The sequence below is a fragment of the Aliigemmobacter aestuarii genome, assembly GCF_004799285.1.
In the GTDB taxonomy this organism is placed as follows: domain Bacteria; phylum Pseudomonadota; class Alphaproteobacteria; order Rhodobacterales; family Rhodobacteraceae; genus Aliigemmobacter; species Aliigemmobacter aestuarii.
This window is the reverse complement of the sequence record NZ_SSND01000005.1, coordinates 1-15,677: the sequence shown is the minus strand read 5'-3', so window position 1 is coordinate 15,677 and position 15,677 is coordinate 1. Positions and strand designations below refer to the sequence as shown.

General features: G+C 68.1%; 14 protein-coding genes. 12 read left to right on the top strand and 2 right to left on the bottom strand.

Annotated elements, in window-relative coordinates; genetic code table 11:
- The first annotated feature begins 2 nt into the window (after nucleotides 1–2).
- From E7811_RS15645 to E7811_RS15630, 4 genes are all read left to right on the top strand, one after another.
- Nucleotides 3–1,472, top strand: a complete 1,470-nt coding sequence (locus E7811_RS15645) for an aldehyde dehydrogenase family protein (RefSeq protein WP_136395617.1) — start codon at nucleotides 3–5, stop codon at nucleotides 1,470–1,472.
- Nucleotides 1,469–2,500 (top strand): proline racemase family protein, encoded by a 1,032-nt coding sequence (locus tag E7811_RS15640; RefSeq protein ID WP_136395616.1) that lies wholly within the window; start codon nucleotides 1,469–1,471, stop codon nucleotides 2,498–2,500. The genes E7811_RS15645 and E7811_RS15640 overlap by 4 nt, the downstream gene beginning before the upstream one ends.
- A gap of 164 nt (nucleotides 2,501–2,664) precedes the next feature.
- The gene (locus E7811_RS15635; RefSeq protein WP_136395615.1) at nucleotides 2,665–3,195 is read left to right on the top strand and encodes a uracil-DNA glycosylase family protein; all 531 of its coding nucleotides are present in this window, start codon (nucleotides 2,665–2,667) and stop codon (nucleotides 3,193–3,195) included.
- 233 nt (nucleotides 3,196–3,428) lie between these two features.
- Nucleotides 3,429–4,118, top strand: coding sequence for a GntR family transcriptional regulator (locus E7811_RS15630; protein ID WP_136395614.1), 690 nt, complete (start codon nucleotides 3,429–3,431; stop codon nucleotides 4,116–4,118).
- Nucleotides 4,119–4,121: 3 nt separating this feature from the next.
- On the opposite strand, the gene E7811_RS15625 is transcribed toward E7811_RS15630, so the two are convergent.
- Nucleotides 4,122–5,489: a formimidoylglutamate deiminase gene (locus E7811_RS15625; RefSeq protein ID WP_136395613.1), complete on the bottom strand. Its 1,368-nt coding sequence runs from the start codon at nucleotides 5,487–5,489 to the stop codon at nucleotides 4,122–4,124.
- Nucleotides 5,490–5,564: 75 nt separating this feature from the next.
- Between E7811_RS15625 and hutI the strand changes: the two genes are divergently transcribed.
- The 4 genes from hutI to E7811_RS15605 are packed head-to-tail and all read left to right on the top strand — an operon-like array spanning nucleotide 5,565 to nucleotide 10,577.
- Nucleotides 5,565–6,767 (top strand): imidazolonepropionase, encoded by a 1,203-nt coding sequence (hutI, locus tag E7811_RS15620; protein WP_136395612.1) that lies wholly within the window; start codon nucleotides 5,565–5,567, stop codon nucleotides 6,765–6,767.
- Nucleotides 6,757–8,295, top strand: coding sequence for a histidine ammonia-lyase (hutH, locus tag E7811_RS15615; RefSeq protein WP_168733060.1), 1,539 nt, complete (start codon nucleotides 6,757–6,759; stop codon nucleotides 8,293–8,295). Before hutI ends, hutH begins: the two co-directional genes overlap by 11 nt.
- Before the next feature lie 27 nt (nucleotides 8,296–8,322).
- On the top strand, nucleotides 8,323–10,008 hold the full coding sequence (hutU, locus tag E7811_RS15610; RefSeq protein WP_136395610.1) for a urocanate hydratase: 1,686 nt from the start codon (nucleotides 8,323–8,325) through the stop codon (nucleotides 10,006–10,008).
- The gene (locus E7811_RS15605) at nucleotides 10,008–10,577 is read left to right on the top strand and encodes a HutD/Ves family protein (RefSeq protein ID WP_136395609.1); all 570 of its coding nucleotides are present in this window, start codon (nucleotides 10,008–10,010) and stop codon (nucleotides 10,575–10,577) included. The genes hutU and E7811_RS15605 overlap by 1 nt, the downstream gene beginning before the upstream one ends.
- Before the next feature lie 6 nt (nucleotides 10,578–10,583).
- Here the strand turns inward: E7811_RS15605 and E7811_RS15600 are convergent, their stop codons facing one another.
- Nucleotides 10,584–11,528 carry a LysR family transcriptional regulator gene (locus E7811_RS15600; RefSeq protein WP_136395608.1) on the bottom strand — a complete coding sequence of 315 codons (945 nt, stop codon included), beginning with the start codon at nucleotides 11,526–11,528 and terminating at the stop codon, nucleotides 10,584–10,586.
- Nucleotides 11,529–11,625: 97 nt separating this feature from the next.
- Here E7811_RS15600 and E7811_RS15595 point away from each other — a divergent pair, with 97 nt between their 5' ends.
- The 4 genes from E7811_RS15595 to E7811_RS15580 form a co-directional block, all read left to right on the top strand.
- Complete coding sequence (locus E7811_RS15595) at nucleotides 11,626–12,648, top strand: class 1 fructose-bisphosphatase (protein ID WP_136395607.1); 1,023 nt, start codon at nucleotides 11,626–11,628, stop codon at nucleotides 12,646–12,648.
- Nucleotides 12,649–12,656: 8 nt separating this feature from the next.
- Nucleotides 12,657–13,529: a phosphoribulokinase gene (locus E7811_RS15590; RefSeq protein WP_136395606.1), complete on the top strand. Its 873-nt coding sequence runs from the start codon at nucleotides 12,657–12,659 to the stop codon at nucleotides 13,527–13,529.
- 10 nt (nucleotides 13,530–13,539) lie between these two features.
- Nucleotides 13,540–15,522: a transketolase gene (gene tkt, locus E7811_RS15585; RefSeq protein WP_136395605.1), complete on the top strand. Its 1,983-nt coding sequence runs from the start codon at nucleotides 13,540–13,542 to the stop codon at nucleotides 15,520–15,522.
- Between the two features lie 29 nt (nucleotides 15,523–15,551).
- Nucleotides 15,552–15,677, top strand: a 126-nt coding sequence (locus E7811_RS15580) for a glyceraldehyde 3-phosphate dehydrogenase NAD-binding domain-containing protein (RefSeq protein WP_246020448.1), incomplete at its 3' end; no start/stop codon positions are given.

Here is a 15,677-nt window from a genome sequence, read left to right as displayed (position 1 = left end):
CCATGCAGACCCGGCTTTTCATCGGCGGCGAATGGGTGCCACCGGCCGAGGGCGGAACCCTGCCCGTCGTGAACCCCGCGACCGAGGCCGTCATCCACCACATTCCCGCGGCGACCGCCCCCGATGCCGAGGCAGCGGTGCGCGCCGCACGGGCCGCCTTCGACACTGGCCCCTGGCCGCGGATAACGGGGGCGGAACGCGCCCGCACCCTGCGCGCCATCGCGGATGGCATCCGCGCCCGCCTGTCCGACCTCGCGCGGCTTGAGGTGCTGGACAACGGCAAGCCCCTGCCCGAGGCCGAATGGGACATCGGCGACGCCGCCGGGTGCTTTGACTATTACGCCGGGCTGGCCGCGGACCTGGACGGCGAGGCGGAACAGATCGCCCTGCCCGACGCCCGCTTCACGGCAAGCGCCGTGCGCGAACCCGTGGGCGTGGCGGCGGCGATCATCCCGTGGAACTATCCCCTGCTGATGGCCGCATGGAAAGTGGCCCCCGCCCTTGCCGCAGGCTGCACGATGGTGCTGAAGCCATCCGAACACACCTCGCTCACCGCGCTGGAACTGGGGCGGATCGTGGCCGAGGCAGGGCTTCCGCCCGGTGTCCTGAACATCGTCACCGGGCTTGGCGCGACCGTCGGGCAGGCACTGGTCGACCATCCGGGCATCGACAAGCTGGCCTTTACCGGATCGGTCCCGACCGGCGCGCGCCTGATGGCGGCGGCGGCGCGCGACATCAAGAACATCAGCCTCGAACTGGGCGGCAAGTCGCCCTTCGTGATCTTTGCCGACAGCCAGATCGAGAAGGCCGTCGAATGGATCATGTTCGGGATCTTCTGGAATCAGGGGCAGGTCTGTTCGGCCACCAGCCGCGTGCTGGTGGAGCGCAGCCTTTACCCGGCGCTTCTTGAACGCCTGGTGGCCGAGGCGCGCCGGATCACCATCGGCGACGGCCTGGAACAGGGCACGCTGCTGGGTCCGCTGGTGAACGAACAGCAATACCGCAAGGTTCTGGGCTTCATCGATCGCGCCCGCGCCGATGGCGCAACCGTCGCCTGCGGCGGCAGGGCCGAAGGCTTTGCGAAAGGGTATTTCGTCGCCCCGACCGTCCTGACCGATGTGCCCCCGACCGCCGAAGTCTGGACCGAAGAGATCTTTGGCCCGGTCGTCTGCATCCGCCCCTTCGACACCGAGGACGAGGCCGTACAGATGGCCAACGACAGCCGCTTCGGCCTTGCCGCCGCCGTCATGTCCGCCGACAAGGCGCGCTGCGAACGCGTGGCCCGCGCCTTCCGCGCCGGGATCGTCTGGATCAACTGTTCGCAACCGACCTTCACCGAGGCGCCGTGGGGCGGCATGAAGCAATCGGGCATCGGCCGCGAACTGGGTCGCTGGGGGCTCGACAACTATCTGGAAACCAAGCAGATCACGGCCTTCGTCAGCGACGAACCCTGGGGCTGGTACATCCGATGAGTTTCGACAGCTCTCTCGACCTCCTGCTCGTTCATTGTCAGGGCGAGATCGGCAAGGTCATCACCGGCGGCGCACCCGAGATTCCGGGCGCGACGATCCTCGACAAGATGAACCACATCAACACGGTGGACGACAGCCTTCGCCGGTTCGTCTGCTTCGAACCGCGCGCCCATGTGGCGCAGACGGTCAACCTGCTGCTGCTCCCCTGCCGGGCGGATGCCGATGCGGGCTTTATCGTGCTGCAACCCGACCGCGCCCATCCGATGAGCGGGTCGAACGCGATCTGCGTGGTGACGGCGCTTCTGGAAAGCGGGCGCGTTCCGATCACCGGGCCGGAAACCATCGTGCGGCTGGATACGGCGGCGGGCCTGATCGTGGCGCGCGCCCGCTGCGGGAACGGGCGTTGCCTGTCGGTCAGCCTGGACAACGTTCCCGCCTTCGCCGTCGCCCTTGATGCGCCGGTGCGCACCACGGCCTTTGGAACGATCCGCGCCGACATCGCCTTTGGCGGCGTGTTCTATGCACTGGTCGATGCCGCTCAGGTCGGCCTGACCATCGCCCCGGAAAACGCCCGCGCGCTGGCCGAGGCGGGCATCGCCATCAAGGCAGACCTGCGCGGCCAGATCCCCGTCAGCCACCCCGAGATGCCGGGGCTGGACGACATCGCCTATGTGATGTTCCGCGAATTCCTTGAGGACGGGTCGATCCGCACCTGCACCACGCTCAAACCCGGACGGGTGGACAGGTCGCCCTGCGGAACCGGGTCTTCGGCGAACCTTGCCTGCCTTCACGCGCGCGGCGAGGTGCAGATAGGTGATGTCCGCCTGTCGCGCAGCACCATCGGCGGAACCTTCACCGCCGAGGCGATCGGCGAGACGACGGTCGGCAATTTCCGCGCCGTCCTGCCGCGGATCACCGGGCAGGCATGGATCTACGGCCGCGAGGAACTGCGCCTTGCCCCCGATGATCCCTTTCCCGAAGGCTTCGCCCTTTCGGATACCTGGGGTCCACAGGTAGGCGACCTTTAGGCCGCCCCTTCCGCAACCGGGCCTAGCAGCCATATGATCAGGCAGCCGGGCACAGGGAAAGGCGCGATGACGGAAACCGACACGGCGCTGAAGGCCGAGATCCGCACTGCACCCTTTGCGCGGGCGACTTTGCCCGCACCGCCACCGCGCATCCCCCCCGCCCCGTGGTCTGGTTCCGCCCGACCGCAAGGCTTCTGATCGCCGGGCAGGCGCCGGGGCTCAGGGTGCATCAGTCGGGCGTGCCCTTCGACGACCGGTCGGGCGACCGTCTGCGCGACTGGCTGGGGCTGAGCCGCGACGAATTCTACGACCGTGACCGGGTCGCCGTGGTGCCGATGGCCTTCTGCTTTCCCGGATATGACACCAGGGGCAGCGACCTGTCGCCGCCGCCCCGTTGCGCGGAAACCTGGCGCGTGCGCGTCATGCGGCACCTGCCCGATGTCGAAACGACGGTGCTGATCGGACGCTATGCGCAGCACTGGCATCTGGGCGAGGTCGCGCGCCGCAGCGGCCTGACCGAGACGGTCCGGGACTGGCGCCGCCATGCCCCCGGCATCTTCGTGATCCCGCACCCGTCCTGGCGCAACAACGCCTTCCTGCGCCGCAACCCCTGGTTCGAGACAGACCTTCTGCCCGCCCTTCGCCATCGGGTGCGGCAGAGCTACGATGGCGCTGGCCCGCAGCCTGCCCCCTGACCGGTCGCAGCAGGCGGCGTAGGACGGCAGAGGGCGATCATTCTTGCGCGGGGCTCGATCTGTCGAACACCCCGCCCAAGGCGCGGGCACCGCATGATGCCGTCGCAACGGGCATCGCGGCGCGCATCCGCCCCCACGAATGGGGTCTTCTCCAGATTTGTCTGGATTTTTTTGCCTTATGTCTGATTATGCCTGCCCGATGAAGTGAACGGCAACGCGGCGGGGGATGACGCTTGGCCAGAACCTATCGTGACATCAAGGCGGATATCCTCGGCCGGATCACCCGCGGCGACTGGAAACCGGGCAGCCTTTTGCCGGGCGAGATCGAACTGGCCGAAACCTATGGCGTGGCGCGGGCGACAGTGAACCGGGCGATGCGGGAACTGACCGAGGACGGCATCATCGAACGCAAGCGCAAGTCCGGCACCAGGGTGCGGCTGTCGCCCTTGCGGCAGGCGCGGTTCGACATCCCGATCGTCCGGCACGAGGTGACCGAACAGGGCGCCGCCTATCGCTATGCGCTGGTCAGCTCGACCGTGGGGCCTGCGCCGGACTGGCTGCGCGCCCGCATGGGGTTGCAGACGGGCGACGAGGTCCGCCACCTGACCTGCCTGCACATGGCCGATGGCCAGCCCTATCAGTACGAGGACCGCTGGATCAGCCTCGCGCTTCTGCCGCAGGCGCGGGTCGAGGATTTCGCGGCCACCGCCCCGACCGAATGGCTGATCGCGCAGATCCCCTATTCCGAGGTCGACATCAGCCTGAGCGCGACCGCCGCCGATGAAGGGCTTGCCGCGCATCTGGCCTGCCGGCCCGGCGAGCCGCTGTTGCAGATCGAACGGTCCACCCGATGGGACGGGAAGGCGGTGACCTTCGTGCAGCTGGTCCACCGTCCCGGACACCGGATGACGACGCGCTATTGAACGTCAGGCACCCGCCCGCAGCGACCGGACGGCATGGCGGTAGGCGGCGGTGATCGCCTCGCGGCGGATGTGCCGCCCGCCCGTCACCATGTGCCGCCCCGCGGCCCAGACCTCGGCCACCATCGCACTGTCGCCCGCGAAGGCGAAGGCATCCAGAACGGTATCCCCGCGCAGCCCCTCCAGATCCGGGTGGGTCATGTCAAGCGCCAGAAGATCGCCCCAAAGCCCCGGCTCGATCCGGCCCGAATCGCGCCCGGCCGCCTGCGCGCCACCCATCGCCGCAGCCTGGAACAGCCGCCGCCCGGTTGACAGGTCCGCCGTGGCCAGGGCCGCGCGGCTGTGGTCGCGAAGGCGCTGGCTGGTATCGAGCTGGCGCAGTTCCTCGGCCAGCGAGATGCGGATATTGCTGTCCGATCCCAGCGAGATCGCCCCGCCCGCCGACATCCAGCGCACGCCGTCGAAAATGCCATCGCCCAGGCTTGCCTCGGTCAGTGGGCAAAGCCCCGCCACCGCCCCGGTCGCGGCCAGCGCCCCGGTTTCCTCGGGCGTCATCTGGGTGATGTGGATCAGGCACCAGCGCGGCGACAGACCCACGTTGTTCAGCATCCATTCGACCGGGCGCGCGCCAAGCACCCCCCTGACTTCGTCCACCTCGGCCAGCGTTTCGGCTAGGTGCATGTGGATCGGGGCATCCGGCCGCAACGCCGCCAGCACAGCAAGATCGCCCGGCGCGACCGCGCGCAGCGAATGGGGCGCGACCCCCAGCACGGCATCCCCGGGCAAGGCGTCCAGCGCCCGCGCGGCCCCCTCCAGCAGCCGCACATAGGCGGCGGGTTCGGTGCCGAAGCGGCGCTGGCCCGGCCCCAGTGCCCGGCCATCCAGACCACCAAAGCGATAGGCCACCGGCAGCAGCGTCAGGCCGATCCCGCTGTGATCCGCCGCGGCGGCGATGCGCGCCGACATCTCGGCGATGTCGTCATGGGGGGTGCCGTCCGGGCGATGGTGCAGGTAGTGGAATTCCACATTGGTGGCATAGCCCGCCTCAAGCATCTCCATCTGAACGAAGGCGGCGATGGCTTCGACCTGATCGGGCGTGATCCGGTCGAGGAAGCGGTACATCAGCTGGCGCCAGGTCCAGAAACTGTCGCCCGTCCCGTCCCCGCGCCGTTCGGTCAGCCCGGCCATCGCCCGCTGGAAGGCGTGGGAATGGCTGTTCGCGGGCGCGGGCAAAAGAAGGCCGACCCGGTCCGCGCCTTCGGCGGCAACGCCCGCCTCGACCCCGGCAATGCGGCCGCCCGCGGCCAGCGTCACCCGCACGCCTTCGCGCCAGCCTTCCGGCAGAAGCGCCTGTTCAGCCCAGATCCGTTTCATTGGCCATCCCGTCTTGACTCTGCATTATGTACAGACATAATACACATTAGCACATACCAGACAAGGCTTCCGGCGATGATCCTCTGCAATGCCACCCTTGCCACCATGACCGGGGGTTACGGTCTGATCGACCGCGCGGCGGTGGCGATCGGCGGGGATCGAATCCTTTGGGCCGGGCCCGAGACCGACCTGCCCCGCGACCTTCCCCCGGATTGCAGCAACGACAGGCTCGACATCGGCGGACGGCTGGTGACGCCGGGGCTGGTCGATTGCCACACGCATCTGGTCTTTGCCGGAAACCGCGCCCGGGAATTCGAAATGCGGCTGAACGGAGCAAGCTATGAAGAGGTCGCGCGCGCGGGCGGCGGTATCGTGTCGACCGTGCGGGCCACGCGCGAGGCCGGGCTTGACGATCTGGTCGCCGCAGCCCTGCCGCGTGTCGATCGGATGCTGGCCGAGGGCGTGACCACGGTCGAGATCAAGTCGGGCTACGGGCTGGACGTGGACACCGAACTGCGGATGCTGCGCGCGGCCCGCGTGATCGCGACCATGCGCCCTGTCGATGTGGTGACGACCTTCCTTGGCGCGCATGCCCTGCCGCCCGAATATTCCGGGCGTGCCGACGCCTATATCGGGGAACAGGTGCTGCCCGCGCTGCAGGCCGCCCATGCCGAGGGTCTGGCCGACGCCGTGGACGGGTTCTGCGAAGGCATCGCCTTTTCCCCGGCCCAGATCGACCGCGTCTTCGCCGCGGCGCGCGCCCTTGGCCTGCCGGTCAAGCTGCACGCCGAACAGTTGTCCAACCTGCACGGCGCAGAACTGGCCGCGCGGCATGGCGCGCTGTCGGCCGACCATCTTGAATATCTGGACGGGGCAGGCGCGGCCGCGATGGCGGCGGCGGGGACGGTTGCCGTGATCCTGCCCGGCGCCTTCTACACGCTGCGCGAAACACAACTGCCGCCGATCGCCCTCTTGCGCCGGTACGGCGTGCCGATGGCGGTGGCGACCGACTGCAACCCCGGTACCGCGCCGATGACCTCGATCCTTCTGGCGATGAACATGGCCTGCACCCTGTTCCGCATGACGCCCGAGGAAACGCTGGCCGGGGCGACCTGCCATGCCGCGTGCGCCCTTGGCCTGACCGACCGGGGCCGCATCGCCCCCGGACTGCGCGCGGATCTCGCGATCTGGGATGCCGCCCACCCCGCCGAGCTTTCCTACCGCATCGGGGCCACCGCCCTTCACGCCCGCATCTTCGGAGGCCGTCTTGACACCTGAAACCCTGATCCCCGGCGCCGTCACGCTTGCGCAACTGGAACGGATCTACCGGAACGAGGCGCCCGCCGTCCTGTCGCCCGACGCCCGCCCCGCCGTCGAGACCGCCGCCGCCCGCGTGGCCGAAGCCGCGGCGGGGGATCAGGCGGTCTATGGCGTGAACACGGGCTTTGGCAAGTTGGCAAGCCTCAAGATCGCGCCGAAGGACACCGCAACGCTGCAACGCAACCTGATCCTGTCGCATTGCTGCGGCGTGGGCGAACCCATCCCTCGCCGGCACGCGCGGCTGATGATGGTGCTCAAGCTGATCTCGCTGGGGCGCGGCGCGTCCGGCGTGCGGTGGGACCTGATCGCGCTTTTGCAAGCCATGCTGGCGCGCGGTGTGACGCCTGTCGTGCCCGCGCAAGGGTCGGTCGGCGCGTCCGGCGATCTGGCGCCGCTTGCCCATATGACGGCGGTGATGATCGGCGCGGGCGAGGCCGAATATCAGGGCCGCATCCTGCCGGGGGATCAGGCGCTGGCGGCGGCGGGTCTTGCGCCCGTGGCCCTTGGCCCGAAGGAAGGGCTGGCCTTCATCAACGGCACGCAGTTTTCCACGGCCTTCGCCCTTGCAGGCCTGTTCGACGCCTGGGAGGCGGCCCGCGCGGCGCTGGTCATCTCGGCGATGTCGACCGACGCCATCATGGGATCGACCGCGCCCCTGCAACCGGAAATCCACAGCCTGCGCGGCCACGCGGGCCAGATCGAGGCCGCCGCGGCGATGCGGGCGCTGCTGGACAGATCGCCCATCCGCGAAAGCCACCGCGAAGGCGACAGCCGGGTGCAGGACCCCTATTGTATCCGCTGCCAGCCGCAGGTGACGGGTGCCGCGATGGATGTGCTGCGGATGGCAGCTCGGACGCTTGAAGTCGAGGCGAATGCCGCCACCGACAATCCGCTGGTCCTGACCGAGGCGGGGATGATCGTGTCGGGCGGGAATTTCCACGCCGAACCGGTGGGCTTTGCCGCCGACATGATCGCGCTGGCCCTGTCCGAGATCGGCGCCATCGCACAGCGCCGCGTGGCGCTGATGGTCGATCCGACGCTGTCCTTCGACCTGCCCCCCTTCCTGACCCCCGATCCCGGCCTGAACTCCGGCCTGATGATCGCCGAGGTAACGACCGCCGCGCTGATGAGCGAGAACAAGCATCTCGCCACCCCTTGCGTGACGGATTCCACCCCCACTTCGGCCAATCAGGAAGACCACGTCAGCATGGCCGCGCATGGCGCGCGGCGGCTCGGCCGGATGGTCGAAAACCTGAACCGCATCCTGGGCGTCGAACTGATGTGCGCAGGCCAGGGGATCGAATTCCGCGCGCCGCTGACCACTTCGGCCCCGCTTCGTGCGGTGCTGGCGCGGTTGCGTCTGGATGTCGCCACCCTGGGCACGGACCGCTACCTTGCGCCCGATCTTGAGGCCGCCGCACGCCTGGTCGCGGGCGGCGCGATCACCGAAGCCTGCGACCTGCCGCTGCCCGCCCTGTCCGCCTGACACCCCCTTTTGCGAACGAGGACCGCCATGACCAATCCCCGCCACAACATCCGCGACATCTTCCCCCCGACCGGCCCCGAGCGCAGCGCGAAAAGCTGGCAGACCGAGGCGGCGATGCGGATGCTGATGAACAACCTGCACCCCGACGTGGCCGAGAACCCGCACGAACTGGTGGTCTACGGCGGGATCGGCCGCGCGGCCCGGACCTGGGAGGATTTCGACCGCATCGTCGCGGGGCTGAAGGACCTTGAATCGGACGAAACGCTGGTCGTGCAATCGGGCAAGCCCATTGCCATCGTGCGCACCCATGCGGATGCGCCCCGCGTCCTGATCGCCAATTCCAACCTCGTCCCGCATTGGGCGACCTGGGACCATTTCAACGAACTCGATCGCAAGGGGCTGATGATGTACGGCCAGATGACCGCAGGGTCCTGGATCTACATCGGCACGCAAGGGATCGTGCAGGGCACCTACGAAACCTTCGCCGAGGCCGGGCGCCAGCACTATGGCGGCAACCTGAAGGGCCGCTGGATCCTGACCGGGGGCCTTGGCGGGATGGGAGGCGCGCAGCCGCTGGCGGCCGTCATGGCCGGGGCCTGCTGCCTGGCCGTCGAGGTTGACGAGACGCGGATCGATTTCCGTATCCGCACCCGCTATCTGGACGCCAAGGCCCATACGCTGGACGAGGCGTTGGCGATGATCGCCGACTGGACGGCGAAGGGCGAGGCGAAATCCGTGGGCCTTCTGGGCAACGCGGCCGAGGTGTTCCCCGAAATCCTGCGGCGGATGCAGGCCGGGGGCGCGCGCCCCGACATCGTGACCGACCAGACATCGGCGCATGACCCGCTGCACGGCTACTGCCCGGCAGGCTGGAGCGTGGCCGAATGGCGCGCGAAGCAGGAAACCCACCCGGCCGAGGTGGAACATGCCGCCCGCGCCGCGATGCGTGTGCATGTCGAGGCGATGGTGGGATTCTGGAACGCGGGCGTACCGACGCTGGATTATGGCAACAACATCCGGCAGGTGGCCAAGGACGAAGGGTTCGAAAACGCGTTCGCCTTCCCCGGCTTCGTGCCCGCCTATATCCGTCCCTTGTTCTGCAAGGGGATCGGGCCGTTCCGCTGGTGCGCTTTGTCGGGCGACCCCGAGGACATCCGCAAGACCGACGCCGCGATGAAGCGTCTTTTCCCGGAAAACGACCATCTGCACCGCTGGCTGGACATGGCGGGGGAACGCATCGCCTTTCAGGGCCTTCCTGCGCGGATCTGCTGGATCGGGCTTGGCGACCGGCACCGCGCCGGGCTGATGTTCAACGACATGGTGGCCTCGGGCGAACTCAAGGCCCCGATCGTGATCGGACGCGACCATCTGGACAGCGGCTCCGTGGCCAGCCCCAACCGGGAAACCGAGGCGATGAAGGACGGATCGGACGCAGTCAGCGACTGGCCGCTTCTGAACGCGTTGGTCAACACGGCCTCGGGGGCGACCTGGGTTTCGCTGCACCACGGTGGCGGGGTTGGCATGGGATTTTCGCAGCACGCGGGTGTGGTGATCGTGGCCGACGGTACGCCCGAGGCCGCCCGCCGGCTGGAGCGCGTTCTGTGGAACGACCCTGCAAGCGGGGTCTGGCGGCATGCGGACGCGGGCTATGACAGCGCGATCCAGTGCGCGCGCGATCACGGGCTGCGCCTTCCGGGCATCCTGGGCAACTGATGCGGCTGGTCCGGAACACCGACTTGCGGCCGGGCCCGTGGAAGAACGGCGGCGGAGAGACGCGCGAGATCGCGGCTTTACCGCCGGGCGCGGGGATGGACGGGTTCGACTGGCGGCTGTCGATGGCGACGGTCGCGGCAGACGGGCCGTTTTCGGTCTTTCCGGGGATCGACCGGGTCCTGTTCCTGCTGTCGGGTGACGGCATGGTGCTGGACATCGGCGGCGCGGCGCATCACCTGCACACCGGCGACCGCATCGACTTTGCCGCCGAGACCCCGGTGACCGGGCGCCTTTCGGGCGGGCCGGTGCGGGATCTGAACATCATGGTCCGGCGCGACAGGCTGTCGGTGCGGGTCGACCGGCTGCGGCTGCGGCAAGGCGCCGTGCTGCCGCTTCCCGATCCGGCGGGCGCGCTGTTCGTCCTGTCGGGGATGCTGGTGGCGGACCCAGGCGGACTGGCCCTTCAGGCACAGGCCTGGGATACGCTGATCCTCGACCCCGGCCACGCCGGAACGATCCGCCTTTCGGGCGAGGCCGATCTCCTTCGGATCGGGTTCACCCCGCGCTAGCCAGCCCTACATCCGTCCCACCACCTGCTCCACCTCCTCGGACCGCAGCATATGTGCGGCGTTCCGCAGGATTTCGTCATGCACATTGCGCATCGCGGGGGTCAGGTCATGGTCGGCGCGGTGCAGAAGATACCACTGCCGCGGGATCGGCAGGCCCGGCGCGCGAACCAGCGCCAGCCTCCCCGAGGCGAGTTCGTCGATCACCGTATGCGCCGAAATCAGCGCGATCCCCAGCCCGGCGATCACCGATTGCTTGATCGTCTCGTTCGATCCCATCTCGGTGAAGGCATAGGGGCGGCCATCGGCCATCTGGTCCAGGTAGCGGACGGACAGGATTCGCGTGCCCGAACCTTCCTCGCGCAGAAGGAAATGTTCGTCCAGCAATGCCCCGACCGAGACCTTGCCCTCGGCCAGCCGATGCCCCGGCGCGCAGATCATCACATGGGGGTGGACGCCGATCGCCTCGGCCAGATTGGCGGGTTGGCGGGGCGGTCGGCCCATCACCGCGACGTCGATCGATTCGTTTTCCAGCCCCTCGATGATCTGCGTCCGGTTGCCGATCACCAGCTGCACATCGACGCCCGGCAGGCTTTTCCGCAGCCCGGCGACGATCCGGGGGGCGAAATACTTGCCGGTGGACACCACACCCAGCACGACCGTCCCTGCGACACCGCGACGCAATGCCTCGATTTCCCGCATGGCGCGGGTCAGTGCGGCACGCGCCCGTTCATGCCCGGCAAGCAGCACCGCCCCTTCCTCGGTGGGCACGAAACGCCCGCCCGCATCCCGACGCACCAGCGCGACGCCACAGGATTCTTCCAGCGATTTCAATTGCCCATGCACCGCCGGCGGGGTCAGCGACAGGGTATCGGCCGCCGCCGTGATGGTGCCCTTGTCGCACACGGTTTCCAGCGCCCGCAGTTGCTTCAGCGTCAGGGCATCATATCGCATATTAAATTTTCCTGAATTTAAGATCACGATTTTTAAATTCTTCTATCATCGGAACCGGTCATCATCAAGCGGCGACCCCAGGGAGGAGGAGACCTTGATGGACCGCGCTGCACCGGCCACCCCGCCGGACATCATCGCCACAGACCTGATCCCCGCGCCGCTGGCGGCCTGCATCGCCGCGCTGTGCGGGACGGCGGCGCGCATCTCGACCCTGATCGCACGGGGGCCGCTGGGTGGCACCCTGGGGGCCGCCGTGGGCGCGAACACCGACGGCGACCAGCAGAAGGAACTTGACCTGATGGCGGACGCGGCCTTTGCCGACGCGCTGCGCGGCACGGGCGTGCGCCACCATGCCTCGGAAGAACGCCACAGCATCGGCACGATCGATCCCGAGGGTGGCCTTGCCCTGGCCATCGACCCGCTGGACGGGTCGTCGAACATCGACGTGAATGTATCCATCGGCACGATCTTTTCGATCTACCCGGCGGCAAGGACGCCCGAAGCCTCGTTCCTGCGCGATACGGCGGAACAGATCGGCGCGGGGTATTTCATCTACGGGCCGCAGACGGCGCTGATCGTAACCTTCGGCGCGGGGGTTCAACACTATGTCCTTGATCCCGAAACCCGCCGCTTCATCCTCGCCAACGACCGCGTCGCGATCCCCCCGCAATCCATCGAATTCGCGATCAATGCCTCGAACTACCGGCACTGGCCACAGCCGATCCGCGCCTATATCGACGACTGCATCGCCGGTGACACAGGGCCGCGCGCAAAGAATTTCAACATGCGATGGGTGGCCTCGCTGGTGGCCGAAACCCACCGGATCATGATGCGCGGCGGCATCTTCCTGTATCCCTCCGACAGCCGGAAGGGATATGAACGCGGGCGCCTGCGCATGGTCTATGAATGTGCGCCGATCGCGATGCTGATCGAACAGGCCGGGGGTCGCGCCACCGACGGCACGCTGCCCATCCTGTCGCAGGTCGCCGCAAGCCTGCACGCCCGCACCCCCTTCGTTTTCGGATCGGCCGAAAAGGTCGACCGCGTCGCCGCCTATCACGACCTGCCCGATGAAGAGGTCTCGGCCCTCTTCGGCAGCCGTGGCCTGTTCCGCGCCTGAGGTTCCAGATGTCCAAGAAGCACCCCATCATCTCTGTCACCGGATCGTCGGGCGCAGGCACGACCACCGTGAAATCCACCTTCGACCAGATCTTCCGCCGCGAAGGCATCACCGCCGTGTCGATCGAGGGCGACGCCTTTCACCGCTATGACCGCGCCGCGATGAAGGCCGAACTGGCGCAGCGCAAGGCGGCGGGCGACGACACGTTCAGCCACTTTTCCTATGACGCGAACGAACTGGAGAAGCTCGAGGATGTGTTCCGCACCTATGGTGCGACCGGCAAGGGCGAGACGCGCCATTACGTCCATGACGCGGCCGAGGCCGAACGCTGGGGAACGCCTCCGGGCACCTTCACCGAATGGGCGCCGTTCCCGGACGGGTCTGACCTTCTGTTCTACGAAGGGCTGCATGGTGCGGTCGCGAACGACAGCGTGAACCTTGCAAGGCACGCCGACCTCAAGATCGGCGTGGTCCCGGTGATCAATCTGGAATGGATCCAGAAGATCCACCGCGACAAGGCGCAGCGCGGCTATTCGACCGAGGCCGTCACCGACACGATCCTGCGCCGGATGCATGCCTACGTGCATTGCATCTGCCCTCAGTTCGTCGAGACCGACGTGAATTTCCAGCGTGTGCCGGTCGTCGATACCTCGAACCCCTTCATCGCCCGCTGGATCCCCACGGCCGACGAAAGCCTTGTCGTCATCCGCTTCCGCAGCCCGCGCGGCATCGACTTTCCCTATCTCACCTCGATGATCCACGGGTCCTGGATGAGCCGGGCGAATTCCATCGTGATCCCCGGCGGCAAGATGGACCTCGCCATGCAGCTGATCTTCACCCCGATGGTGATCCGGCTCGTTTCCGAATCCCGCCGCGCCTGAGGAGCTTGCGATGAACACCCAGGCACAACCGATGGCGACCGAACAGGACATGGCGAACGCGATCCGCGTTCTGGCGATGGATGCGGTCGAGGCGGCGAATTCCGGCCACCCCGGAGCGCCGATGGGCATGGCCGATGTGGCCACCGTCCTGTTCAACCGGTTCCTCAGGGTCGATCCGGCGAACCCCGGCTGGCCCGACCGCGACCGCTTCGTGATGAGCGCGGGGCACGGCTCGATGCTGGTCTACGCGATCCATCATCTTCTGGGCTTTGCCGACATGGGGGCCGACCAGTTGCGCGCCTTCCGCCAGTTGGGATCGGCCACGCCGGGCCATCCGGAATACGGGCACACGTCGGGCGTGGAAACCACGACCGGCCCGCTGGGTCAGGGAATTTCCACCGCGGTCGGCATGGCGCTGGCCGAACGGATGATGAATGCGCGCTTCGGCGACGATCTTGTGGATCACTGGACCTGGGTCATCGCCGGCGACGGCTGCCTGATGGAGGGGATTAGCCACGAGGCGATCGACATGGCGGGCCATCTGGGTCTCGGGCGGCTGATCGTCTTCTGGGACGACAACGGGATCACCATCGATGGGTCGACGGACCTGTCCACCTCGACCGACCAGAGGGCGCGTTTCGCCGCCGCGGGCTGGCATGTGCAGGCGGTGGATGGCCACGACATGGCGGCGGTCGCCGCCGCGATCACCGAGGCGCGCGCCGATGCCCGCCCTTCGATGATCGCCTGCCGGACGGTGATCGGAAAGGGTGCCCCCAACATGGCGGGCAGCCACAAGGTGCATGGCGCGCCCCTTGGCCAGGACGAGGTCGCCGCCACCCGTGCGGCGCTCGGCTGGGCGCATCCCCCCTTCGAGGTGCCGCAACCGGTTGCCCGGGCATGGAAACAGGCGGCCCGTCGTGGGGCCGAAGCGCAGGCCGCCTGGGCCGCGCGGCTGGGTGCAAGCGCCGGCCGCGCGGCCTTCGAGGCCGCACTTGCCCGGCCCGACATGGGTGCGCTGGCCTCCGCGATGGCCGGCCACAAGGCCCGGCTGGCCGCGGACCGGCCGAAGGTCGCCACCCGCAAAGCCAGCGAGATGGCGCTTGAGGTGGTCAATACCACCCTGGCCAACGTGGTGGGCGGCTCGGCCGACCTGACCGGATCGAACCTGACCCGGACGCGCGCGCAGCGCAGCGTCAGCCGAACGGATTACGGCGGGGAGTACATCCATTACGGCATCCGCGAACATGGCATGGCCGCCGCGATGAACGGCATCGCGCTGCATGGCGGTTTCGTCACCTATGGCGGCACCTTCCTGGCCTTCGCCGACTACTGCCGCCCGGCCATGCGGCTTTCGGCGCTGATGGGGCTGCCCGTCACCTATGTGATGACGCATGATTCCATCGGTCTGGGCGAGGACGGGCCGACGCATCAGCCGGTGGAAACCATCGCATCCCTGCGCGCCATGCCGAACCTGACGGTGATCCGCCCGGCGGATGCGGTGGAAACCGCCGAGGCCTGGGAAATCGCCATCGCATCGCGGGCCACGCCGACGGTCCTGTGCCTGTCGCGCCAGAACCTGCCCACCCTGCGCGACGCGGCGGGGCGGAACAGGACGGCCGAGGGCGCCTATCTGCTGCGCGAACCGGCGGGCGGGCGCGACGTGACGCTGGTCGCGACCGGATCAGAGGTTGAAATCGCACTGGCCGCCGCCGACCTTCTGGCCGCCGACGGGATCGGGGCGGCGGTCGTCTCGGCCCCTTCGTTCGAACTCTTCGCGGAACAACCTGCCGAAGCGCGCGCCGCCGTCCTTGGCCGCGCGCCCCGCGTGGGGGTCGAGGCCGCGATCCGCCAGGGATGGGATCTGGTGCTGCGCCCCGAGGATGGCTTTGTCGGCATGACCGGCTTTGGCGCATCCGCCCCGGCAGGCCACCTTTACCGCCATTTCGGCATCACCGCGGCAGGCGTCGCCGCAACGGCCCGCGCGCTTCTGTGACGCGCCGGGGAAACAGGGGGAAGGGACGCATGGCAGTCAAGGTTGCAATCAACGGGTTCGGTCGGATCGGGCGCAATGTGTTGCGGGCGATCGTGGAATCGGGGCGGACCGACATCGAGGTGGTGGCGGTCAACGATCTTGGCCCGGTGGAGACG